Genomic DNA, 24,102 nt, shown 5'->3' with positions numbered 1-24,102 from the left:
TACCGGGTTGCTTATTGTTTCACCACTTTAACGGATTCAACATGCTGCCCGTCTTCATAACGGACAAAGTAAATACCGGGTACATATGCGCCCAGGTCGATTACCGTTTCGCTTGCTGTAACCGGTGCGGTAAGCAGGATACGGCCGGTGATATCGGCCAGTTGTATACGTGCCTGAGCAACAGCCCCTGCAACAGACAGCACCGCTTTATCGCGGGTGGGGTTGGGCGTTACGAACAGGCTGCCTTCCACGTTATTCCTTTCCAGCCGTACTACAGCAGAATAAGTATAAGCCCCGTCGCGGTCTGCCTGCTTTAAGCGGTAGTAATTTACCGGCGCCGTCATAGCACGGTCGGTATAGGTATACAACAGCTCTGTGGTGCTGTACCCACCGCTTGCTTTGCTGTATACAGTAGCTACAGGTGTAAAGTCAACACCGTCCGCACTGCGTTCCAGTACGAAGCGATCGTTGTTTTTTTCAAAAGCCGTATGCCAGGTCAGGAAGTTGTAGTCCTTTTTAGCGGTACCGGTAAAGCCCAGCAGCTGCACCCCCAGCGGGCTGCCGCTGGTAGAAGGTTGCTGAAAGCCTTGTGTAGCCTGGGGGCTGGAGCCTACGGTAGCGATAAAGGTTTCGCCCACCGTAAAGTCGACCACATTGCCACCGGCGACGGCCGCAGTACCGCCACCACTGGCAAATACATAAGGCAATGCAGACTGGCTGTACGCCGGCAGGATATACCCGCCCAGCAATATACCAGGCAACAGGTATCTGAATAGCTTGTTTTTCATAATCATATTTTGACACTCCGGTTATGCATACAACCGGAACGGGTTAGTTAATATTGATACCTGCACTTGCATACCCGCTTATATTGCTGACTACAGGCAAGCCGTTCATAGTGGCAGCATAAACCAATACATAACGGGAACCTGCAGTAACCGGGATATTCAGACCGGTGGTAATGCCCGTAGCCGTAGTGCCGATGGGAATGAGGGCAGTAAATGCAGGCGTAAGCGCAACAGTAGCGCCGGCTACGGCCGTAAAGACATTGCTGCCAGCGGGTGCGCTATACAACTGTGCTGTGATATTAACATCAGAGCCAAGCAGGGCAAGCGCTACAGCGGCGCTGAAATGGGCGGCAACAGAAGTTATCGCGCCACTCCTGGGGGCTACAAAGGCACAGTTGATCAATGCAGCGCCACCGCCACTGATATCGAAGCTACTCGTAGTCAGGTTGATACCTGATGCCGCATTACCGAAACCTACCAGGGCGCCAGTACCGGAGAAACCGCCGATCAGCGTGGTAAGCGTAACCGGTATACCGGAAGCAAACGGGATGATCGTACCGGCAGGAGCGGCGATATCAGTATTGTTTACCACCCGCTTCCAACTGCCGCCGCCGTAGTAATAAAACCCGGGCGTATTATCGGTCTGGTAGATCATCAGGCCCTCTGCAGGCGCTGCCGGCCGGTTGGCCTGTGTAATGCGGGGAATTAGGATACCTTTATTGGTAGCGGAGATATCGAGTTTGGCACTGGCATTGGGCGTACCGCCAATACCTACGCTACCGGTATTGTTGCTGGTAATGTCGTTGGTAGCCAGGTTCCAGCGGTTATCGTTGCTGGTTTGCGCATTCATGGCATAGGGTACGCTTACCATTTCAACCGTTGCCAGTTGTGCATAGGTAGTGCCACCATTGATATCGGCTTCTACTTTCAGGAACTTAGCGGCATTGCCCCAATTGATGGTGGTAAAGTTGCCGCTTACAGGTGTGCCGCCGCCGATCTGTACATTGGTCAGGCCAAAGGCATTGGTAGTTGCCGCCTGTGTTTCTGAGTACACGGAAGTACCCGACGCAGAGCCGGTCAGGATGCTGAAACGCAGCGATACATTCTGGTTGATAACCGGCGCCCCCGCAGCATTGCGGATTACGGCCTGGTAATTGATCTTCTGGTTTACCTGGGCAATAACGCTTGTTGCCATAGCGCTTAAAGCCAGTAAAAGACTGGTAATTTTTCTCATAATTGGTTAGTGTGTTGGTTTAAAAATGCGGGCGCGAAGGTAATCTGCACACCATGCATAATCGCAACATAAATACCAATAGGATATGTACCAGATTTGTTAAGGAAGATATAAATAATTCTATAGTACTTTAAAATAAAGCGTTTCAAACAGCATCATAGCAGGAATAGTCCACTGATACACATTTAATTTTATTACAAAATAAAAATAACCTGGCATTGCTATTGTGGAAAAGCGAGGTCGTAGCGGGAGCTACAACCTCGCCGGTATAAAACAGCGTAACAGGGCATATCTTTATGGCTCTGTGGGAGGATTCTGTTCGATCAGCACCAGGCGGCCTACCACGGTACGGGGCTCAAGCAGGGTACCCGGCGACAGCACAGCATTGGCGCCGATCTTACACTGATCGCCGACCAGGGCGCCGAATTTATCCATACCGGTATGGATGCGTTTACCAGCTACGTTTACATACACCTGTTTTACCGCACGTTCGTTGTAATGATTGGCGATCACGGCGCCGGCCTCCAGGTTGACCTGCCTGCCGATAATGCTGTTGCCTGCAAAGTTGAAATGCGCGAGTGCACTGGAAGCAAAAATAAGGCTGGCCTTTACTTCACAGCCCGGCCCGATGCTGACATCCTCTTCCAGGAAAACGCCATCGCGCAGGTAAGCATGTGCCCCTATAAAACAGCCAGGACCGATAATTACCGGGGCTTTCAGCACCACGCCGGTTTCGATGATTGCCGAGCGGTGCACTGCCACACCATTACGGATATCATACGCTTCTTCAGGCAGCGCCGCCATTTTATCACGGAGCAAAGTCATCCGGTTATCCAGGATCATCCAGGGTGCAAGCGCACCGAAACCCGGGAATACCGCGGCGAAAGCAGGCACGTAATGACTCAACGAAATCATAACCAACAGTTTTTATACGATATAAAAATAAGGAAATACAACCATGCATTTCCGGGTAAAATTGCCCTAACGCAAAAAAGCGCTGCTTATTGCAGCGCCTTCAGCTATTTTGACACCGACGAACGTCAGAGCATTTTCTGCTGCATAGCCATCCGGATCAGTTCCGCCACGTTCTTGGCTTCGAACTTCTGCATCAGGTTACGCCGGTGCGTTTCGATGGTAAGCGGGCTCAGCGAAAGCTGCTCTGCAATGACCACTGTGGTTTTACCATCGGCAATCTGTTTCAGTATCTCTTTTTCTCTTTTGGTCAGCTGCGGTATGCCTTTTAATTCATTAAGCGCAGGCCGCGCAATAATTTCTTTTACTTCCCTGCTAAAGGTAACCTGGTCGCTCAGGGCCTCGTCGATACAATCCGAGAGTTCGCGTCCCGAGGCATTCTTCAGCAGATAACCGCTGGCCCCGTTATGCAGCATCTGCATAATCATGCTGCGTTCGTTATGGTTGCTGAGCGCCAGCACATAGGTATCAGGCGATACCCGCTTGATGTCGCGGCACAGGTCCATACCGTTTACATCGGGCAGCGTAATATCGAGCAGTACGATATGCACGGTATTGGCCTTGAGAAAGGTCATGAAGTCGGCGCCCGTGGTAAAGCTGCCGGTTATGGCTATGTCCGCTTTATCCTGCAGCAGGGTTTGCAACCCCTGTATGATAAGCGGATGATCGTCGACGATCGCCAGTTGTATTTTATCCTGCGACATTAAGTTCGATATTTATGGTAGTACCCTCTCCCGGCGCCGATATGATCTCCAGCGATCCTTTAAGATAGTCTACCCTGTTCTGAATATTATTAAAACCCATACCCTGCTTCTGCGCCAGTGTAGCGGTATCGAATCCTTTGCCGTTATCTTCGGCGGTAATAAAAAACACCGATTCGTTCTGGCTGCATTGCAATACGATACGGCTGGCCTGCGCATGGCGCACCGCATTGGACAGCACTTCCTGTATGATACGGTAAATGGTGATCTGTTTTTCCAGGCTGATGTCCGGCTGTATACCGAAACACTGGAAGTCGATATGTACCTGGTCCGACATCACCGATTCGCAGAGATCCTTCAAAGCCGTTTCCAGTCCAAATTTCATCAGGGTCTCCGGCATCATGTTACGGGCTATGCGCCGCAATTCGCTTACCGAATTATCCAGCTGCCCGATTACTTTATTGAGCCCGGGATCGATGTCGCCATCGGTTGTATGCTGAGCCAGGCCCGACAGGTTGATCTTTACACCGGCCAGCATGCCACCCAGGCCGTCGTGCAGGTCGCGGGCAATACGGTTACGTTCCTGCTCTTCTCCTTTCAGCATCGCCGTGGTAATCGTAAGCTGTTGCTGCTGCTCGATCTCTTTCAATTGTTGCCGGTGATTAAGCTCCTGCTGCACTGCCAGCTTTTTATTGTTGCGGTAATACAACAGCGCGAGCAGGGCTACGATAAGCAGGAACACGCAAACCGACCCCAGCAGCCAGCTCAGTAAACGGTTGGTCTTCGCCGCCATCACGGCTTTCTGGTTCTTGTTGTTCAGTTCTGCAATCTTCTTCTGGTTTTCGACACGATCATACCGCATCTCCATCATATTGATATCGTTCTTGAACTTGGTATCATATAAACTATCGTTCAGTATATAGGCCTTGTGCAACCAGGTATAGGCTTCTTTCATATTGCCCATACCGGCATAGACTGCCGCATAATGCTCGTATACCTCCAGGCGGTCTTCTCCCCAGGACATCAACTCGTCGTCCCGGGTCAGTTCGTCGAGTTGCCTTTTGGCCGCCTCGTACCTGCCCGTACCGATCAGCGCCTCGATCCGTGCATTTTTCAGCTCCAGTATCTTCGAAAACTTATTGGGTCCTTTGGCCGACATAATCCCTTTATCAAAGCTCTCCAATGCCCTTGCATAAGCGCCCATTTCGTTATAAAAAAGACCTTCGGAAAGATAAAATCCCGCATACTGATCGGACTGGGGATAAGGGGCCAGGATCTCCCTTGCCTTATCGAGCAGGTCCTTGGCTTTACCCAGGTCCTTCAGCTTGATATAGTTTTCGATAGCCCTGTTGTAAGCAGAGACAAGCCTTACCGGTTCGCCTTCCGATTCCAGGTTTTCGATGGCCTTATCGAAATACAGGCTAGCCTCCTTGTATTGTTCCAGCTCCATAAAAGCAAGCCCAACATTGACATATTGCGAACCGACCAATGCCTTGCGTCCGCTTAGCTTGGCCAGGGGCAGGGCCTTGTTCAGCATAATGTCTACAAACCCCCGGTCATCGTCCCTGCGTTGCAGGATGCTGGCGCAGTTGCCCCAGATATTGGCTCTCACAAAATACGTTTGCTTATCGTCGAATTTGCTGAGCAGCGCATCGGCTTTATGATAGGCCAGCTCGCTGCGGTCGAGGTCTACGGCATAATAAAAAGCGCCCTCCATCGCATAGGAGATGCCTTCGAGGTAAGGATACTTACGGCTCAGCTCGCGACCTTTATTGAGGTTGGCATGGGCTTTTGCCGTATCCCGGAACATCCAGGCATCGGTAAGCAGGAAATGTATACGGGCACTGATGCTATCGGACCGTTCGGTACGCAGCCGGGTTTCGAGGCTGTCGATAAAATGATCCATGTCGATGGGGATCTGCGCCTTACAGCAGAAAACGCCATAAAACATCAGGAAAAACAGGCAGATCGGTTTAAGCATAGGACAAAATAAAGAAGATTTAAGGAGCAAATTTACTGGTAACAAAAAATACCGGAATACCAGTAGAAAAAAACCATGGGTTTCCGGTATTGCCCGTCAAAACACAGGGGTCTATTTTTGCGCTTCCAAAGTATAAATGTATACTACCGGCACGCGAAACACAAGCCAGGCCTGCATCAGGGGCAGCAGCGCAGGATACGCTAACAGCCTGCTAACCTGGCAATAAGCACCACATAAAGAGTTGTACAATACCAGTCCGGGCCACCTTCCCGGGCTTACTTAAACACTAAAACAAAACAAATCATGAAGTTACCGTTCCGTAACAAACACATCCTGAATGGCGCGGCGGTGCTGCTTACCGCGGCCCTGCTCTCCTCCTGCTCCAAAGACAACAATAACCCGCTGGTACCTCCCGGTATCACATTGAAGAATGCCAAGTTCACGATCTCGGTTAAAGACCTTAACCTCAGTGAAAACGACGACGTGAGTATTACTATAAACGGCGCCGATGGTTCTGGCGCCAATACTTATTGGAAAGTGAACGGCGCTACCCGCAGCAACGAACCGCTGATCTCTATCGAAACAGAAGATGTAGCTTCCGGCAATGATGTCGTTGTAGAAAGCATTCGCCCGATGGCAAGCATCTCGGTATCTATCGTGGTGTCGAATGCAGGCGCTCCCATGACGCTCCACTACACCCCCGTAGTAGAAGGCTCTACCCAATCCCCAGTTACAGAAACCGTTTCCGGTTCCTATACCAAGATCTTTACGTACTAGCCCTGTCCCCTATACACCTCAGTAATAGTAGTTTTCGCATTGTAGCAGGCCACAGCTTTACCGCTGTGGTTTTGTTTTATCCCTTAAGTCCCAGCTGCAGGCTGAACAGGAAATAGCGGCCGGGCATGGGTCTTGCCGATACCACCTCGTAGGCCGTGTTCCAGAGGTTCTGTACCTGGGCTGCGGCCTTCAGCGTATAAGCGGCCCTGGTAAAGGTATACATCACCTGCAGGTTGCCGGTATTGTAAGGTTCGAGAAACTGCGATTCATCGATAGTGGTAAAGCGGTAACCGGTATAGGTATGGTTGTAATTCACAAAGCAACCGGCCCAGGTAAAGCCCAGGTTGAACTGCCCGTTATAACGCGGCACATACGGCACCTGCTTGCCTTTACTGCCATCGTTGGGCAAGTAAGAAGCTTCGGAAGTTGAAATCACATAGGCCGACCGTAAACCGAAATGCAGTTTACAGCTGCCGGCCAGGTATTCTATTTTATTATCAGTTTCAAGACCGCGGCTGTGCACTTCCGCAATATTATAGGGCGTCCATATAGCGCCGCCCAGCCAATAGATCCAGTCTTTAATATTGCGGTTAAAGGCAGCAAGGTCATGACTGAACAAGAGACGGCTCCGGGTAGCATCGGCGGCCCCGGCCAGCCGGAACGTAAAGGTATAACCGGCATCCTGGTTCCAGCCCTGTTCGGGCTTCAGGTCTTTATTGCCGCCAGGGAAGTAATACAATTCGTTTAAAGTAGGAAAGCGGTAAGTACGTTGTACATTGGCGCGCAACTGCCAGCTTACCGACGATAGCTGCCGTGTCTTTTCGAAAAACCGCCAGGCGGCGCCGATACCCGGCAATAAGGGAGCGGCATCGCCATTGATCCACTCCTGCCGCAGGGCAGCATTAGCCTTCAGCTTATCGTTGGGCGTACGTATGCTGTATGTGGCCACCAGTGCGGGCCGCAGCTGGGTTTCACTTTTACTGATATTCTCTCCTTCGGCCACTGCAAACTGCAGCGGACTGAACACCAGTAGCTCATGCAGGAAGGCAGGGTTGCCGGAAGCTTTGTTCAGGCTGTACTTCCAGCCCAGCTCCTGGTAATACTGGGTCATATTGTTTTTATTATCGGGCAGCACGACCCCATCCTGGTAACGCAGGAATTCGCGGTTATACGAAGCCCGCACGTAAAAATGGCTCCGGTCCAAGGTCTTCTGCCATTCGGCAAAACTCCGGAAAGAGGCGTCGGTCTGGCGTTTTACAGAGCCCGACTCGAACAGGGCCGGCGGGATCTCGCGCCGGTACTGCTGGAACCAGAGATCCAGCGAGAGCAGCTCGGTTTTATCGCCGGGTCGCCGGCTCAGGTCGTAATCGACAGAAGCCAGTACCCCACCCGCTTTCAGTCGGGCGTTGGGCAGCCGTTCCTCCTGGCCCAGGTTATTGATATAATTAAAATCGTTGGCAGCCTGCTGGTAAAAAGTTTTAAGGCCTACGCTCCACCGGCGTTGCTGCCACTGCCCGGCGAGCTGCAGGTCGCGCCGGCCAAAGCTGCCGCCGCCTATAGTAGCCCGCAGGGACCGGCCCGGGCTGAAATCGGGCACATTACGTTCGAGCATCAATGCCCCGCCCACATTACCACTGCCATACAAAGCGGCGGCACTGCCGTATTGCAGGCTGATGCGGTCGAACAAGCCGGTATTGAGCAGGGAAATATCGGCCACGCCGAGGGCCGGGTTAAGGATGGGAACACCGTTCCACAGTACCGCAGACTGCGCTGCCGAGGCGCCGCGGAAAGAGAGCGTAGCCATACTGTTGACGCCATAGGATTTGATAAAAACAGGGGTTTGCTGCGAGAGCAGGCCGGCCAGCGATTGTACCTGGTATACCTCTTTATAAACGCTGCTTATGGTCTGTACCTGCTGCCCGGCCGTAAAGCCGGCCCGGGCGTCCTGTACCTGTGCCCGGTCGCTTACCTGCACTTCGTGTAGCGTGTCCTGCAGGGACTGGGCATACGTTTCAGAAGTCAGGGAGCCATAACAGGCAAGCAGTAATAACAGCGGGGCGTAGCGGGTAAGGTAATTCACGGTTGCAAAAATAGGCAATCCGGGTCTTCGGTGTTGTGCCGGGCAAGAAACATGCAGGCTGCGGCTTACATATACTTCCAGTGGCGCTGCCGGCCTTCGGCCAGCCATTCGATGGCCTGGGCCAGTCGTTTGTTGCGGGTCTCTTCCCATTTGGCTTCCGTAATCCATTCGAGGTACTCGCGCCGGTGCGAAGCGCTGAATCCTTCGAAGGTGGCCAGGGCTTTTTTATTTTTCCTGAGTTCGGCCAGGATAAAGTCCGGCACTACTTCGGGTGGCGCAGCCTTCTTTTCGGCCTTAGGCAATTGCGCACCCGCTTCGGTAAGCTTCATCGCCTCTTTAAGATAAGCCACGAATACCTTGTCTGCGGGCAGGTCCTCCAGGCGGGTAATGCGGCCCAGGTGGCCCATAGCTTCCCGATCGTCCACCTGCAACAGGCCGTGCGTATCCTGCATAACAGGCGCCAGGCGGAAGTTGCAGGCGCAATGCTGCTTGAAGGAAGCCATACTGAACAGGTTCTTGCCTTTATACACGAAATGCGGGAAGCCCCATTTTATGGTCTCTTCCACACCCGGGCAATGTTTGTGGATCAAAGCCCTGAGGTGTTGCAATAAAGGCCGGGCAAAGGGCGCAGCCTGGTCGATATAAGCGTCGATACGGGGATCTGTAGCTATCATAGTTCAAATATAATTCATAAAAAAAGCCCCGGTAACGAACCGGGGCATTTATTTTCTTAAACCGCCATTTCATCAGGCTCGTTGACCTTCTGATCGGGTTGTTTCTTTTTGCCGAAGAACATTTTGAACAACACAGGCCCGGTAGTAACCAGTACCAGTGCGATAATGATCAGTTCCAGGTTGCGCTCTACCCATTCGTTTTCGCCGAGTACGAACCCGAGCGAAACCAGGCTCGCGATCCAGAGGATGGCGCCTACGATGTTGTATAAGGCGAATTTCTTGAAGTCCATTTTTACCACACCGGCAACGATCGGTGCAAACGTACGTACGATAGGCAGGAACCTGGCGAAGATCACCGCTACGCCGCCTTTCTTATCATAAAACTCATGCGCCTGCTGGATATGTTTTTTCTTGATCAGCCAGGTATCTTTCCGTTCGAAGAGCAGGGGGCCGGTTTTTTTACCGAACCAGTAACCGACGAAGTTGCCGATAACACCGGCGACGGTAAGCAGGATGATCCAGAATATGAGGTTAACGATGTGGTTGTCGAAAGGTACGGGGGTGTTTTTGCTACCGGCAATCACGATACCGGTAATGAAGAGCAGGGAATCTCCGGGCAGGAAAAAGCCTACGAGCAGGCCTGTTTCTGCGAAAATGATAAAAGCGACAAGATACAATCCTCCATGAGCCATGATCCAGTCGGGGTTCATCAATGTCGTCTTGATAGGGTCGTACAACTGATGAAAAAATGCGATGATAGAATCCATATAGTAAAAGCTTTAAGCGGCTGCAAGATACTTTAAAAAATGTTAAGCACCTGTTTATACGCCAATAAAAGCCTGTTTTTAAGTCTATCTTTGCAGCCTTCTTCCTCATACCGGATTCCGGGAACTCAAACGGCCAGCAATGAACGCAAAAACGGTAGCGCTTATAGAACAGTTTAACCTGTGGCGGAAACAACGTATTTCCAAAGCAAATTTCCTGATCATCGCAGCTTTCGTTGTGGGTATCCTCGGTGGACTGGCCGCCGCACTGCTCAAGCAACTGACCCACCTGATCGAAGAGTTCCTGCAAAACGGCCTGCAATGGAAGTACAAATATTACCTCTACCTGTTTTTTCCCCTCATCGGTATCTTTCTTACCGTTTTATACATTAAGACCTTTATCCGCAAACGCAAATTCAAACACGGCCTTACGCCGCTGATGGTCGACATATCGCGCAATTCGGGCCGTGTAGATTTTCATAATATCTATTCGCAGATCATCAGCAGCGCACTCACGACGGGGTTTGGCGGTTCGGTGGGCCTGGAGGCCCCTATCGTTACCAGCGGCTCGGCCATTGGCTCGAATATAGGCCGCTTTTTCGGGCTCAATTACCGGGAAGTAACCCTGTTGCTCGCCTGTGGCGCAGGCGCCGGTATTGCGGGCGCTTTTAACAGTCCTATAGCCGGCATGGTATTTGCCATCGAGATCCTGCTGCCGACTTTTTCCATACCGGCCTTTATCCCCTTGCTCATCGCCGTAGCCACCGCATCGGTGGTGGCCCGTGTCCTGTATGCCAAACCCCTGTTCTTCCTTGTTACGGAAGGCTGGCAGATGCAGGCCCTGGTATTTTACACCATTATGGCCCTGCTCGTAGGCGCCTTTTCAATCTATTTCTTCAAGCTGAACTTTTATGTACAGCGCCAGTTTTCAAAAATTAAGAACACCTATAACAAAGTATGGATCGGCGGTATTATGATCGGGCTGTTCATTGCCCTGTTACCCGCCCTGTACGGCGAAGGTTATATTACCATCCAGCAGCTGATGAACGGGAAATATGAATCGCTGCTGGCCAATAGCTTTTTTTCCGATTTCAAGGACAATCCCTGGATCCTGCTGGGTTTTGCCACCCTCACCCTGTTTGGCAAATCGCTGGCCTCGCTGCTTACGATCTATAGCGGTGGCAATGGCGGCACCTTTGGCCCCAGCCTGGTTATGGGCGCCTTTATCGGGTTTATCTTTGCACATACCATCAACCAGTTCGGCTGGATCCAGCTCAACACTACCAATTTTATCGTGGCGGGCATGGCCGCTGCCCTCAGTGGCATTATGCATGCTCCGCTCACCGGCATTTTCCTGATCGCGGAAATTACCGGCGGATACGAACTGATGGTACCCTTAATGATTGTCTCGGCTATTGCTTACTTTATCAACAAGGGTACCCTGCAACATTCGATCTATACCAAAAGTCTTGCAGAAAGCGGCGACCTGGCTACACCGGAGTTTAAAGACCGCGCCATCCTGCGCCGCATCAAACTCAAATACCTGATCGAGGACGATTTCATTATCCTGAAACCGGAAGATACACCCTCGGAAAGAAGCTACGATATTATCCATACCCAACGGAATATTTTCCCGGTAGTCGCGAAAGATGGCCTGTTACTCGGTGTTATCAACAGTGAAGAACTGCTCGAGATCCTCATCAATAAAGATTCGGAACAGTCGGCAACCCCGGTGGAAGAACTGATGCACCCGCTAACCGATACCGTAACTATCGATGCCAATGCCCTGGAGGTAATGCGGGATATGGAAAACCAGAATATACCGATCTACCCGGTGGTCGATGCCGATAACCGGTACAAAGGCTTTGTATCCAAAGCCGGTATCCTCAATAAGTACCGCGCCCTGCTGAAGCGCGACAGCGACTACCTGTAAGCGGCCACCACGGCTTTTATCCCCGTTTCGTATGCCGTCGGTTCCAGGAGGAAACGCTGTTCGAATTTGCTGCTGTCGAAAAAGTAATCCCGGTTGTACTGGTATACCATTTCTTTCAGTTCGCCCACCATGGGCACAAACAGGCCCAGCAGGCCCAGCATGAATTCGGAGAGGATATAATACCGGGGTTTTACGCCCATAGCTGCAGCCGTCATTGCGATGTATTGCGCACCGGTAAGGCGTTCGGCCGAGGTAGGCAGGTGCCATACTTCACCATAGGCATCGGGCGTATTGCCCAGCAGCGCCGTAGCCTTTGCCGCATCGGGAATATAGGTAAAGGAATGTATTTTGCCCGCATCGGCCATCCAGAAGGCCTTTTTACCCTGTTTGAATTTATCGGCCACGGAGATCTGTAAGGGACTGTTTTTTACGCCGGGCCCGTAGAAATCGGCACTGCGGGCGACCAGGGCTTTAAGCCCGCGGTTGTGCACCGCATCGAAAAGCTGCGCCACCAGGCCGGCCCTTACTTTGCCCTTTTCGCTGGAAGGCCCGATCGAAGCGGTTTCCCGCATATGGGGTATTTCGGTACGGGCATACATATACACATTATCGAAAAACACCAGTTTGCTGTTGGCCGCCAGGCAGGCCTCGATCACATTGGCCATAATAACCGGCCAGTCGCGGCGCCATACCTTACGGCTGTATTCCAGGCCGGCAATCAGGTACACCACTTCCGAACCGGCTACAGCCCGTTGTACCGCGGCCTTGTCGGTAAGGTTAGCAGCAAAAAGTTCGTCGTCTTCGTTGACCCGCACCGGATTGCGGCTTACCAGTCTTATTTTATCCGTAAACTGTTTTAGTTCTTTTGCCAGGGGGATGCCGACTGCACCGCCGGCGCCAAGTAAGGTTTGCATAACCTGCTGTTTTTAGGACAAAGGTAACAGCGACCCGGGCGACGAAACAATGATCCGGGTTATGATTTTGCAGCCTGCATCAGGCGTTTGCGGATACGGCTCAGGCTTTCGGGGGCAATACCCAGGTATTGGGCAATATACCGTTGCGGTACATGCTGGAAAATATCGGGCCGTTCATCGGTCAGCTCCTGCAATTGTTGTTCTGCAGAGAAGGATAAGAGGGATTTGGTACGGCGTATACTGCGCTGGGCCACGCGCTCGACCAGGATGCGGAAGAATTCGGCCATGGCCGGCGACTGCTGCAGGAGCGCCACCAGGTCGGTGCAGCGTATGCTCAGGCAATGTACCGGAGTCAGGGCTTTGATCGATGATGCGGAGCGGGTCTGCTGCGAAAAGCTTTCCAGGTCGGTAATAAACTCTTTTTCGAAACAGAAGTTACAGGTACGCTCCCTGCCTGCTTCGTCGATATAGAACTGGTGCAGGGTACCACTGAGCAGGAAAAAAGCCTCGTGCGCTACCTCGCCGCATTGCAGCAGCACAGCATTCCGTTTAAAGCGGCGTTCTTTAAAGCCGGCGCCGATAAGGGCCTCGTCGGCAGCCCTAAGCTTAACATCGCGGCCTACTGCCGCGATCAGCTCAGATATCATATTTGTATTGGTTCACGAATATGGCATCCATTACTTCAGAGGCCTGGTTAAAATGGCGTTGCTCGTGCGCGATGATTACCTCGAAGGCGCGTTCGAGCGTATAGACGATATTGCGGTTGGCCGGCGACGAAATAACCGTGCCCCGCTGGAGAAACGGTTCCGACTCAGCGACCAGCTTTTTCAGGGCGCCCTGGTGCTTTACGAAAGCCTGCAGGATATCAGGGTTCACACTCCCGTTCTTGGGTTCCCATACCGGGAAGGTTTTCATTTTCTTTTTCCGGTCGGGCGCTACGCTTTTAAGCAATGTATTGCCCATAAACTTTACGAAAAAAGCACTTTTACCCAGGAAGGGCGTTTTATAGCTACCGGCCTTTAATTGCTCCACGATCGGGAAGTACGAATCGTTAACCGAGATCAGGTGCTCCATGTTTTCGGCTATGGACCAGGTACTGCCATTGGGTTTACGGTTCAGCTCTTCGGCGTTCAGGGTACCGAACTCCTCGCGGAAGTTATGGGTAACTTCGTCGATCTGCTGCTGCCATTGTTGTATCTGTCCGGACATATGCGGTTAAGGGGTTTAGCGTAAGGTGTAACAAATAAACAGGGTTATTGTTTCGGTTTAAAGATATCGTCCTCGATGGTCATGCCGGGCTCCAGAAAGATCGTTTGCAGTCCCAGAGCCTTCGCGGTGGCGATATGCTGCGGGCTGTCGTCTATAAAAAGCGTTTTTTCAGCGCTCAGGCCATTTTGTTCGAGGATCATCCTGAAAATTTCGGGGCCGGGTTTACGCAGCCCTACATGGTGCGAATAATATACTTTATCGAAAAATACGCCCATCGACTGGAAACCGGCCTGTGCCTTCAGGATCTTATTAAAAGCCGCTTCGTGTATCTCGTTGGTATTGCTCAGCAAAAAGGTATCGAAATGCAATTGCAGTTGTTGCAGGATCTGCAGCCGGCGCAGGGGCAGGTCGAGCAGCATGGCGTTCCAGGCGTCGGTTACCTGGGCCTCGGTAGCCTGCAGGCCCGTCGATGTTTTCAGCTCCCGGATAAATTCAGGTCCGCCGATTTTGCCGGTTTCGAAACGGTCGAACAGGTCGGTTTGCTGCAACTGCGAATACAAGCGGCCGAATTCCGTGAGTCCCAGGTCTACAAAAGCCTGTTCCGTTCTTTTATAATCTATATTCAGGAGTACGCCTCCGAAGTCAAAAATGATGTGTCGTACGTTTTGCAGCACTTTTTATGCAAAAATAAGGTCCTGCTTTCGAAAAACAGAACCTGCCGGATTTAATCTCGTTATAAGGATATAGGTACCGCGTCCATAACGAATACCTATGCAGGCATTACCTGCTCCCATCATGCTTTCCAGGCTGTTTTCATAAAAAACGGGGCTTAGGTTTTTCCGTCCTGATAATTCTCTTTACCTTTGCATGACCGATAAATTTTACTGGATTTTCATTTACATCCTCCGGTCGCAAAAGGAAACATCATGACTAAGTACATTTTTGTAACCGGCGGGGTTACTTCTTCATTGGGCAAGGGCATTATTGCCGCTTCATTAGCAAAACTATTACAGGCACGTGGTTACAGCGCCACGATCCAGAAATTCGACCCGTATATCAACGTAGATCCGGGGACCCTCAACCCCTATGAGCATGGTGAGTGTTTTGTGACCGACGATGGTGCCGAAACCGATCTTGACCTCGGTCACTACGAGCGTTTCCTCAACACCCCTACATCGCAGGCCAACAACGTAACCACCGGCCGTGTTTACCAATATGTAATCAACAAAGAGCGGGAAGGCGCTTTCCTCGGCAAGACCGTACAGGTGATCCCCCATATCACCGACGAGATCAAACGCCGTATCCGCCTGCTGGGCAATGAAAACAAATACGATGTAGTAATCACCGAGTTGGGTGGTACTGTAGGCGATATCGAATCGCTCCCCTATATCGAGGCCGTACGCCAGCTGAAATGGGAACTGGGCAACGAAAACTGTATCGTGATCCACCTGACCCTGATCCCTTACCTGAAAGCGGCCAAAGAACTTAAAACCAAACCTACCCAGCACTCCGTTAAGATGCTGAGTGAAAACGGGGTCCATCCCGATATTATCGTATGCCGTACCGAAGAACCGCTGTACAACGATCTGAAAAAGAAAATTGCGCTGTTCTGTAACGTGCGTCCCGAGGCCGTAATCGAAGCCCGCGATGCCGATACCATTTATGGTGTACCCATCGAGATGATGCTCGAGAAGCTGGATGTGATCTCCCTGAAACTGCTGGAAATGCCATTGGGCAACGAACCCGACCTGAGCAAATGGAAGGAGTTCCTGACCAAGCTGCGTTACCCCAAGTCGAAGATCACCGTGGGCCTGATCGGCAAATACGTAGAACTGCAGGATGCCTATAAATCCATTCTCGAATCGCTGATCCACGCCGGGGCGGTAAACGAGTGCAAAGTAGAAGTCCGCAATATCCATTCCGAATACCTGACTCCCGAAAATGCGGCCGAGAAACTGCAAAACCTGGATGCCGTACTGGTAGCCCCTGGTTTTGGCAGCCGCGGTATCGAAGGCAAGATCGACGCGATCCGTTATGCCCGCGAAAATAATATTCCTTTCTTCGGCATTTGCCTGGGCATGCAATGTGCAGCCGTGGAATTTGCCCGTAATATCCTGGGCCTTAAAGATGCCCACTCTACCGAAATGAACCCGGATACCGCTAACCCGGTAATCCACCTGATGGATGAACAAAAAGACATCCAGCACAAAGGCGGTACCATGCGCCTGGGTACCTACGACTGCGAACTGGCACAAGGTTCCAGGCTGTCCGGTATTTATGGCAAACACCTGATCCAGGAACGTCACCGTCACCGTTACGAGTTCAACAATAACTACCTCGAAGCCTTTGAACAGGCGGGTATGCTGCCTGCCGGTAAGAACCCGAGCACCGGCCTGGTAGAGGTGATCGAACTGAAAGACCATCCCTTCTTTGTCGGCACCCAGTTCCACCCCGAATACAAAAGCACGGTAGAAACGCCGCATCCACTGTTTGTTGCCTTCGTAAAAGCTGCGAAAGCACACCAGGAGCATAAAAAAGAAGAAGCTACTTTCGAAAAGAACCTTTCTCACGGCTAAGCCGGACCGGTTGAATACTATTAAAAAGGACCTGTTGCACCCGCAGCAGGTCCTTTTTTCTGCTACAGCATTGCTCTTCGTCGCGAGGTCTCCCGAAAGGGGACCTTGCGAAAGGGGTTGAAGACCTTGCATCTTTAACCTTGCTGCTGCTTCACATGACTTCGTCTCGAGATCTCCCAAAGCGGACCTTGCGAAAGGAAGTTGAAAAATTCACACCTGTAATCGTACAGCTGTATAATATGACTTCGTCGCGAGGTCTCCCGAAAGGGGACCTTGCGAAAGGGATGCAAGACGTCGAAATCCAACCGGATCAAAACATCCTGTAAAATTGTCTCGCAGCGAGCGCGGCGAACACAGCGCTGTCAACTGCTCTTCGTCGCGAGGTCTCCCCAAAAGGGACCTTGCGAACAGGAGACGGAAATCTTGCATCTTTAACCTTGCCGCTGCATCACATGACTTTGTCCCGAGGGCTCCCGAAAGGGGACCTCGCGAACAGAAATCCGGCCCGGTTTCCTTTTTCTTGTAATCCGTTTGCTGTGCTGTCATTTTTCGGGTAATTTTGCCGGAGTTTTTTATCCAGGACCTGCATGTTTACACCTTTTTCCCGTATTATTTTATTGTTGCTCTGCGCCGCTTTATCGGTTACTGCCGCTGTAATCGGCATCTGGAGCTTGCTTATCATCACCAGTATCTGTTCCGTTATCCTGTTGTTCGGTTACTTCCGCAAAGGCTCGGTTGCCCTGGCCCTGTCGCAGCTGCGCAAGGAAGACTATGCCGAGGCCGAACGTATTATCGATTATACCACCCAGCCCGACCGCCTCGACAAGAAACAAAAAGCCTATTACCTGTTTGTAAAAGGTTTTATTGCCCGCGAAAAGGATAACTTCGATGAAGCGAAGATCCTGCTGGAAGAGTCGCTGAACGACGGCATCAAAAACCAGAACGATATTGCAATGGCCCTGCTGGCCCTTACCGATATGGAGATGGTGCGCAAGAACAGGATCAAAGCACGGGAATATTTCGTGCAGATGAAAGACCTGAAAGTAAAACAGGACATGATGCCTGCCATCCGTAAAATGCAGGAGTGGCTTGGTTTGTAACCCCTATCGTAATTGCCGTAAGGCTTAAAAAAATACCGACATGATCTCATTTGAAAAGTTTACGCTGGCTAACGGCTTACGGGTAATTGTACACGAGGACCACACCACACCGATGATCGCCTTTAATGTATTGTACGATGTAGGTGCCCGCGACGAAAACCCGGCACAAACCGGCTTTGCCCACCTGTTCGAGCACCTGATGTTTGGCGGTTCGGTAAATATACCCGACTACGACGAACCGCTGCAGATGGCCGGCGGCGAGAACAACGCCTATACCACCAACGATATTACCAATTACTATATCCAGTTGCCCCGCGAGAATATGGAGACCGCCTTCTGGCTGGAAAGCGACCGTATGCTCTCGCTCGCCTTTAACGAAAACAGCCTGGAGGTACAACGTAAAGTGGTATGTGAAGAGTTTAAAGAACATTACATCAACAAACCTTACGGCGATGTATGGAAATACCTGCGCGAACTGGCCTATAAACAACACCCCTACCAATGGATGACCATCGGTAAAGAACTGAAACATATCGAAGATGCCCAGCTGGCCGATGTAAAAGCCTTTTTCGCCAAACACTACTGTCCGCAGAATGCTGTATTGTGTGTGGCCGGCGATACCACCGTTGCCGAGGTAAAAGCACTGGCCGAAAAATGGTTCGGCGATATACCCGGTGGCGAAAAGTACCAGCGTAACCTGCCCGCTGAAGGCCGCCAGGAAGCCCCGAGAACACAGACCGTGGAAGCCGATGTACCCTACGATGCGCTGTATAAAGCCTGGCATATGGGCGACCGCCTCAACCCCGAGTATTACGAAGCCGATATCATTACCGAAGTACTGGGCGGCGGCCACTCCTCGCGCCTCTACCAGAAGCTGGTTAAAGAACAGCAGTTCTTCAGCAATATTTCCTGCCACCATACCGGTAGCACCGATCCGGGCCTGCTCGTTATCGAAGGCAAACTGATTGCCGGAGTATCGCCCGGGGCCGCCAACGAAGCCATAGAACAACAGATCCGCGAGCTCCAGGAAAACGGGATCAGCGACGAAGAGCTGACCAAGGCCAAGAACAAGATCGAAGCCATGATCATATTCGAGGACATGAACCTGTTGTCAAGGGCCAATAACCTAGCTTTTTACGAACTGCTGGGCAATGCAGAACTGATGAATACCGAACTGGACAACTACCTGGAGGTAACCCGCGAACGCATCAGCGCCGCAGCAACGCGCATCATGGCGCCCGCCAACGGCAATACGCTGTTTTACCTGGCGAAGAAAAAGTAAAATCCCCCCTGCCGGGGTCATCCATACAAAGCGGGACATGATGACCATGTCCCGCTTTTTGTTTTATACCGGCTCTGTTTACGATACTTATTGTTGTGCTTCTTTTTCGTCCAGTGTGGGTTCGCGCAGCGTCACCGGCGGACTTGTCTTTTTACGCAGGCGCATATTGAGCAACTCGACCAGGAAAGAGAAGGCCATAGCGAAGTAGGCGTAGTTCTTCAGGTGCAGCTCATGCGACCGCTCGGAGTCCCAGCCCTCGACCAGCAGGATAAAGCCGATCATTACCAGGAACGAAAGCGCCAGCATTTTGATGGTCGGATGTTTGTGGATGAACGCCGCGATATTGGCGCTGAACAGGAACATGACCAGCATGGCGATCACCACGGCGGCAATCATAATCTCGAGGTGCTTGGCCGTACCGCCTGCCGTAATAATACTATCGAAACTGAAGATCATATCGATCAGGATAATCTGGAATACCGCCTTACCCAGGGTAAGCGTACCCTTTTTATCTTTAGCATGCTCCTCTTCGCCTTCCAGTTTGTGGTGGATCTCCATTACGGTTTTGTAGATCAGGAAGATACCGCCGCCGAGCATGACGAGGCTGGCCAGGTCGAAACCCTTATCCCATAAGGTAAACACGGGCTTGCCTTTTTGTGCCAGCAACCATTGCAGGGCAAACAGCAACAACGATCGCACCGCGATACCGGTGACCATCCAGATCAGGCGGCCTTTTTTCTGCAGGGCCTGGGGCAGGCGGTTCAGGATAATGCTGACAAAGATCACATTGTCGATACCCAGCACAATTTCGAGTACGACCAGTACGATAAAGCTGATGATATTATCGGCCGTAAAAAGATGTTCCATAAACGTGTAAAACTATTTGACAGGGATTAAAGTTAGAGACCGGAACATATTTTTTTAACGATAGCCGGACCTTCGTAAATGAAGCCGGTGTATACCTGTACCAGCGATGCGCCGGCTTCCAGTTTTTCGCGTGCGTCGCTGGCCGTAAAGATACCGCCGGCAGCGATAATGGGAATAGCGCCTTTGCTGCGCTGGTGGATATAACGGATCACATCGGTCGCTTTTTCACGTACCGGCAGGCCGCTTACGCCACCGGCGCCCATATCTTCTACAGTCTTGCCATCGGTTTTAAGACCGGCACGGCTGATGGTGGTATTGGTAGCCACGATACCATGTATATGTGTGGTATTGACGATATCGATAATATCGTCGAGTTGTTCGCGGGTAAGATCCGGTGCTATTTTAAGGAGAATGGGTCTTTCTTTTCCCAGTTCGGTATTGATGATCTGCAGGCGGGTCAGTAATTGTTGCAGGGGTTCTTTTTCCTGCAGCTCGCGCAGGTTAGGGGTATTCGGGCTGCTCACGTTTACCGTAAAATAGTCGACTACATCGTAGAGCTCGCGGAAGCAGGTCTCGTAATCGTTGGTGGCCTGTTCGTTGGGTGTGATCTTGTTTTTGCCGATATTACCCCCGATGATGATATCGGATTTGCGGTTGCGCAGGCGCGCGGCGGCCGCTTTTACCCCTTCGTTGTTAAACCCCATCCGGTTGATCAGGGCCTTGTCTTCGGGCAGGCGGAACAGGCGGGGTTTGTCGTTGCCATCCTGGGCCAGCGGTGTTACGGTACCGATCTCGATAAATCCGAAACCCAGTCCGGCCAGTTCGTCCGTATATTTTGCATCTTTATCAAAACCCGCGGCCAGGCCTACCGGGTTTTTAAATTTGAGGCCCCATAGCGTACGCTCCAGTTCCTTTTTTTCGAGCGTAAAGTTCTTTTTCAGAAAGCTCCGGGTCAACGGATTTTTATACCATTTTTTCAGGTTGTTCATTACCCAGTAATGAATCACCTCGGGATCCCGGCGAAACAGGACATACTTGATTAAGGCGTACATGGCGGCAAAGATAAGGGGGCGGAACAAATCGTCAAAATGACTTTCTGTTCCGCCCTCTGCTTCACACAGGTTGTATCCCGGTTCAGGACACGATCTGCGGATTGATCCGGACGCCCTTCAGCTCGCGGATCTCGGCTTTCAGTTCGTCGATATAACTCTCCAGCGCTTTGATCCGGCCTTCGTAAAGCTGCTTCAGTTCGGGACTTATTTTATATTGGAAAACATCCCCTTCTGCTGCGTCTTTTTTCTCGGCAACGCCACTGTTAATCTTTTCAATATCGAACTCCGTGATAAATTCGACACTATAGCCTAAAAGTGCAGCAATCTTCTGTAATCTTTCCTCGGATAAATTAATTTCTTCATTCTCGATCCGTGCGTAATTACCCTGGGTCATTTCCAGCTTATCTGCCATGTGCTGCTGCGTAAAATTGCGTAACTCCCGCAACTTCCGCACGTTCTCAACAACTTTTCTCATAAATACTTTTGGTTTGGTTAAAGAAGACTTATTCTGGTTGGTTTTGGTTTGGATTTTAGCCCGGGTAAAATTACATTAAATATGAACATTTCAAAGCGTTCAGAGATAAAAAATTATACCGGATATATATACTGAAAAACAATTGATTATCTGACTATTATATGGAACATTTAAATGTTCGTACCCTTACCCAGGTCAATGGACTTAAATAAAGCAGCAAAGTTTAATTGGCGATAAAAAAAATATTTTTCCCATAGCCGCGATCATCATTTATAACTTCATGACCGCCGCGCGAAAACCCGGGCCGTAAATACGAGGTTAATTTATTCGCAAACCATATATTTTATACCGGTATGCCGCCGCCCAACTGCATTTTAAGCCGGGTACCCGAGCCACCTCAGCCTCCTGCTTTTTTTATGCCGCTTTTTAATTTTCCAAGTGTATCTTTGCATACTTTTGACCTCCAAAAAAACAAGTCAATTCACATCAATGCCCCAGGACACGAATACGCGTAATGCCTATCTCTTACTTGAAGACGGTACACTTTTCAAAGGAAAATCATTTGGTAAAATAGGAACTACAGGTGGAGAGTTATGTTTCACGACCGGCATGACCGGCTACCAGGAAATATTTACCGACCCCAGCTATACCGGCCAGATGCTGATCATGAGTACCTGTTATGTCGGCAACTACGGCGTCAATAAAGAAGATACCGAATCCGATAAAGTGACCATTAAAGGTCTGATCTGTAAAAATATAGCACAACGCTATTCCCGCATGACGGCAACCGGTTCGCTGGCCGACTACCTGACCGACCACAATATCGTGGCCATACAGGATGTAGATACCCGGGCGCTGGTACAACATGTACGCACCAAAGGCGCGATGAACTGCGTGATCTCTTCTGAGACGGAAGACCTGGCCGAACTGCAGCAGATGCTGGCCAAAGTGCCGCCGATGAAAGGTCTTGAACTCTCCTCAGCCGTTACCACCGATGCCCCCTACACCGTAGGCGACGAAAGCGCCGATATCCGTATCGCGGTACTGGACTTTGGTGTAAAAAGAAATATTCTTACCTCGCTGGTGAGCCGCGGCGCTTACCTTAAAGTATTCCCCGCCAAAACCAGCTTTGCAGAACTGAGCGCATTTAACCCGCATGGCATCTTTATTTCCAACGGTCCCGGCGATCCGGCCTCTATGGAATACGCGGTAAATACCGTAAAAGACATCCTGAACTCCGGTAAGGCCCTGTTCGGTATCTGTCTCGGTCAGCAATTGCTTGCGCAGGCCAACGGCATCCCTACGTTCAAAATGCACCATGGTCACCGCGGACTGAACCACCCGGTTAAGAACCTGGTTACCGGCAAATGCGAGATCACCACGCAAAACCATGGCTTTGGCATCGATCCCGAAGCTACGCGTGCCAACCCGGAACTGGAGATCACCCACATCAACCTGAACGATAATTCTATCGAAGGTATCCGGATGAAAAACAAACCGGCTTTTTCGGTGCAATACCACCCCGAAAGCACCCCCGGCCCGTACGACTCCCGTTACCTGTTCGACGATTTTATCGAACTGATCTGTAAAACGGAAGGCATCAGCCTCAACTAAAGAATAATAAGTGCCTGTGCCGGGTACCCTACCCGGCGCAGGGAATCATATATCCTGTTTAATCATTTAATAAAACTGCTCCCCGGGGGGAGATATCTTGCAACCTATGGATAAAATTCTCATTATCGGTGCCGGAGGCCAGATCGGCGTTGAACTTACGCTTGCGCTCCGTAAAATTTATGGCCGTAACAATGTAATCGCTACTGATATACGAGAAGAACATCCAATTTTAAAGGAAGATAACGGGCCGTTCTTCAACCTCGACGTAATGGATACCAAAGAGGTAGCCAAAATCGTAGCCCGCGAAAATATTACCCAGGTATACCTGCTGGCCGCCATCCTGTCGGCTACCGGCGAGGCCAACCCGATCTGGGCCTGGGATATCAATATGCAAAGCCTGCTGAACCTGCTGGAGATCTGCCGCGAAAACAAGGTGAAGAAATTCTACTGGCCCAGCTCTATTGCCGCATTCGGTCCCAATACGCCCCGGCAAAATACCCCGCAACATACCATTATGGAGCCGACTACCGTATACGGTATCAGCAAATATGCCGGCGAACTGTGGTGCCAATATTATTTTAACCGTTATGGCCTCGATATCCGCAGCCTGCGTTATCCCGGCCTGATCAGCTGGAAATCGGCGCCCGGCGGCGGTACTACCGACTATGCCATCGACATTTATATTGAAGCGCTGAAAAAGCAGCACTTTACCTGCTTCCTCTCCGAAGATACTTACCTGCCGATGATGTATATGGATGACGCCATCCGCGCCACCATCGAACTGATGGAAGCCCCGGCCGAAAAGATCCGGAACCGTACAGCTTATAACCTGTCGGCCATGAGCTTTTCGCCCAAGGAGATCAGCGAATCCATTAAATTACATATCCCCGAATTTACGATCGACTATGCACCCGACTACCGGCAGCAGATCGCTGCCAGCTGGCCGCAAAGCATCGACGACAGCGAGGCCCGCGCCGACTGGGGTTGGAAGCATGAGTTCGACCTCGCAAAAATGACGGAGGATATGCTGAAGAACCTGCGCAATAAACAATAAGAAATAAGACTTTACTTTAAACTTACAGGCAAGGCTGTCCCGCTACCGGGACAGC

Annotated in this window: 22 protein-coding genes; 7 read left to right on the top strand and 15 right to left on the bottom strand. The window is 51.0% G+C overall.

Features of this window, described 5'->3' with window-relative positions; all coding sequences use genetic code 11:
• Positions 1-11: 11 nt before the first annotated feature.
• The 5 genes from B0I18_RS09280 to B0I18_RS09260 form a co-directional block, all read right to left on the bottom strand.
• Positions 12-788 carry a T9SS type A sorting domain-containing protein gene (locus B0I18_RS09280; protein WP_181358400.1) on the bottom strand — a complete coding sequence of 259 codons (777 nt, stop codon included), beginning with the start codon at positions 786-788 and terminating at the stop codon, positions 12-14.
• 43 nt (positions 789-831) lie between these two features.
• Positions 832-2,022 carry an exosporium glycoprotein BclB-related protein gene (locus tag B0I18_RS09275; protein WP_106522405.1) on the bottom strand — a complete coding sequence of 397 codons (1,191 nt, stop codon included), beginning with the start codon at positions 2,020-2,022 and terminating at the stop codon, positions 832-834.
• A gap of 294 nt (positions 2,023-2,316) precedes the next feature.
• Entirely contained in the window at positions 2,317-2,937 is a 621-nt protein-coding gene (locus tag B0I18_RS09270) for a DapH/DapD/GlmU-related protein (RefSeq protein ID WP_106522404.1), read from the bottom strand.
• A gap of 125 nt (positions 2,938-3,062) precedes the next feature.
• The gene (locus B0I18_RS09265) at positions 3,063-3,698 is read right to left on the bottom strand and encodes a response regulator transcription factor (protein WP_106522403.1); all 636 of its coding nucleotides are present in this window, start codon (positions 3,696-3,698) and stop codon (positions 3,063-3,065) included.
• Positions 3,685-5,676, bottom strand: a complete 1,992-nt coding sequence (locus B0I18_RS09260; RefSeq protein ID WP_106522402.1) for a tetratricopeptide repeat-containing sensor histidine kinase — start codon at positions 5,674-5,676, stop codon at positions 3,685-3,687. Before B0I18_RS09260 ends, B0I18_RS09265 begins: the two co-directional genes overlap by 14 nt.
• 303 nt (positions 5,677-5,979) lie before the next feature.
• On the opposite strand from B0I18_RS09260, the gene B0I18_RS09255 reads away from it, so the two are divergent.
• Entirely contained in the window at positions 5,980-6,453 is a 474-nt protein-coding gene (locus B0I18_RS09255; protein ID WP_106522401.1) for a hypothetical protein, read from the top strand.
• 76 nt (positions 6,454-6,529) lie between these two features.
• Here the strand turns inward: B0I18_RS09255 and B0I18_RS09250 are convergent, their stop codons facing one another.
• The 3 genes from B0I18_RS09250 to B0I18_RS09240 form a co-directional block, all read right to left on the bottom strand.
• A complete protein-coding gene (locus tag B0I18_RS09250) occupies positions 6,530-8,533 on the bottom strand; it encodes a TonB-dependent receptor (protein ID WP_181358399.1) in 2,004 nt (667 codons plus the stop codon).
• Positions 8,534-8,598: 65 nt separating this feature from the next.
• Positions 8,599-9,207 carry a YdeI/OmpD-associated family protein gene (locus B0I18_RS09245; RefSeq protein WP_106522399.1) on the bottom strand — a complete coding sequence of 203 codons (609 nt, stop codon included), beginning with the start codon at positions 9,205-9,207 and terminating at the stop codon, positions 8,599-8,601.
• A 56-nt stretch (positions 9,208-9,263) separates the two neighbouring features.
• On the bottom strand, positions 9,264-9,974 hold the full coding sequence (locus B0I18_RS09240; protein ID WP_106522398.1) for a DedA family protein: 711 nt from the start codon (positions 9,972-9,974) through the stop codon (positions 9,264-9,266).
• Between the two features lie 139 nt (positions 9,975-10,113).
• Here B0I18_RS09240 and B0I18_RS09235 point away from each other — a divergent pair, with 139 nt between their 5' ends.
• Positions 10,114-11,904, top strand: a complete 1,791-nt coding sequence (locus B0I18_RS09235; protein ID WP_106522397.1) for a chloride channel protein — start codon at positions 10,114-10,116, stop codon at positions 11,902-11,904.
• Here the strand turns inward: B0I18_RS09235 and B0I18_RS09230 are convergent.
• Genes B0I18_RS09230 through B0I18_RS09215 form a run of 4 tightly spaced genes read right to left on the bottom strand, consistent with a single transcriptional unit; the run spans position 11,895 to position 14,701 of the window.
• Entirely contained in the window at positions 11,895-12,818 is a 924-nt protein-coding gene (locus B0I18_RS09230) for an NAD-dependent epimerase/dehydratase family protein (protein ID WP_106522396.1), read from the bottom strand. The two genes, B0I18_RS09235 and B0I18_RS09230, sit on opposite strands and share 10 nt — an antisense overlap.
• A gap of 59 nt (positions 12,819-12,877) precedes the next feature.
• Positions 12,878-13,465, bottom strand: coding sequence for a Crp/Fnr family transcriptional regulator (locus B0I18_RS09225; RefSeq protein ID WP_106522395.1), 588 nt, complete (start codon positions 13,463-13,465; stop codon positions 12,878-12,880).
• Complete coding sequence (locus tag B0I18_RS09220) at positions 13,455-14,027, bottom strand: DinB family protein (RefSeq protein ID WP_106522394.1); 573 nt, start codon at positions 14,025-14,027, stop codon at positions 13,455-13,457. Before B0I18_RS09220 ends, B0I18_RS09225 begins: the two co-directional genes overlap by 11 nt.
• Positions 14,028-14,071: 44 nt before the next feature.
• Positions 14,072-14,701 (bottom strand): HAD family hydrolase, encoded by a 630-nt coding sequence (locus B0I18_RS09215; RefSeq protein ID WP_106522393.1) that lies wholly within the window; start codon positions 14,699-14,701, stop codon positions 14,072-14,074.
• 252 nt (positions 14,702-14,953) lie between these two features.
• Here B0I18_RS09215 and B0I18_RS09210 point away from each other — a divergent pair, with 252 nt between their 5' ends.
• The 3 genes from B0I18_RS09210 to B0I18_RS09200 all read left to right on the top strand — a co-directional run bounded on the left by B0I18_RS09210 (position 14,954) and on the right by B0I18_RS09200 (position 18,985).
• Entirely contained in the window at positions 14,954-16,603 is a 1,650-nt protein-coding gene (locus B0I18_RS09210; protein ID WP_106522392.1) for a CTP synthase, read from the top strand.
• Positions 16,604-17,190: 587 nt separating this feature from the next.
• Positions 17,191-17,703, top strand: coding sequence for a hypothetical protein (locus B0I18_RS09205; protein WP_106522391.1), 513 nt, complete (start codon positions 17,191-17,193; stop codon positions 17,701-17,703).
• A gap of 40 nt (positions 17,704-17,743) precedes the next feature.
• The gene (locus B0I18_RS09200) at positions 17,744-18,985 is read left to right on the top strand and encodes a M16 family metallopeptidase (protein ID WP_106522390.1); all 1,242 of its coding nucleotides are present in this window, start codon (positions 17,744-17,746) and stop codon (positions 18,983-18,985) included.
• An 87-nt stretch (positions 18,986-19,072) separates the two neighbouring features.
• On the opposite strand, the gene B0I18_RS09195 is transcribed toward B0I18_RS09200, so the two are convergent.
• The 3 genes from B0I18_RS09195 to B0I18_RS09185 all read right to left on the bottom strand — a co-directional run bounded on the left by B0I18_RS09195 (position 19,073) and on the right by B0I18_RS09185 (position 21,379).
• Complete coding sequence (locus tag B0I18_RS09195) at positions 19,073-19,852, bottom strand: TerC family protein (RefSeq protein ID WP_106522389.1); 780 nt, start codon at positions 19,850-19,852, stop codon at positions 19,073-19,075.
• 32 nt (positions 19,853-19,884) lie between these two features.
• Positions 19,885-20,904 (bottom strand): quinone-dependent dihydroorotate dehydrogenase, encoded by a 1,020-nt coding sequence (locus B0I18_RS09190; protein WP_106522604.1) that lies wholly within the window; start codon positions 20,902-20,904, stop codon positions 19,885-19,887.
• A gap of 82 nt (positions 20,905-20,986) precedes the next feature.
• The gene (locus tag B0I18_RS09185) at positions 20,987-21,379 is read right to left on the bottom strand and encodes a helix-turn-helix domain-containing protein (RefSeq protein WP_106522388.1); all 393 of its coding nucleotides are present in this window, start codon (positions 21,377-21,379) and stop codon (positions 20,987-20,989) included.
• Between the two features lie 489 nt (positions 21,380-21,868).
• Between B0I18_RS09185 and carA the strand changes: the two genes are divergently transcribed.
• Both carA and B0I18_RS09175 read left to right on the top strand, forming a co-directional pair.
• Positions 21,869-22,993 (top strand): glutamine-hydrolyzing carbamoyl-phosphate synthase small subunit, encoded by a 1,125-nt coding sequence (carA, locus tag B0I18_RS09180; RefSeq protein WP_106522387.1) that lies wholly within the window; start codon positions 21,869-21,871, stop codon positions 22,991-22,993.
• A 106-nt stretch (positions 22,994-23,099) separates the two neighbouring features.
• Positions 23,100-24,047 carry an NAD-dependent epimerase/dehydratase family protein gene (locus tag B0I18_RS09175; RefSeq protein WP_106522386.1) on the top strand — a complete coding sequence of 316 codons (948 nt, stop codon included), beginning with the start codon at positions 23,100-23,102 and terminating at the stop codon, positions 24,045-24,047.
• Positions 24,048-24,102 lie beyond the last annotated feature (55 nt).

Origin of the sequence: Taibaiella chishuiensis (assembly GCF_003014535.1) — a bacterium.
Classification (GTDB): Bacteria; Bacteroidota; Bacteroidia; order Chitinophagales; family Chitinophagaceae; genus Taibaiella; species Taibaiella chishuiensis.
The sequence above is the reverse complement of the archived record's forward strand: the minus strand, read 5'-3'. Positions and strand labels throughout refer to the sequence as shown.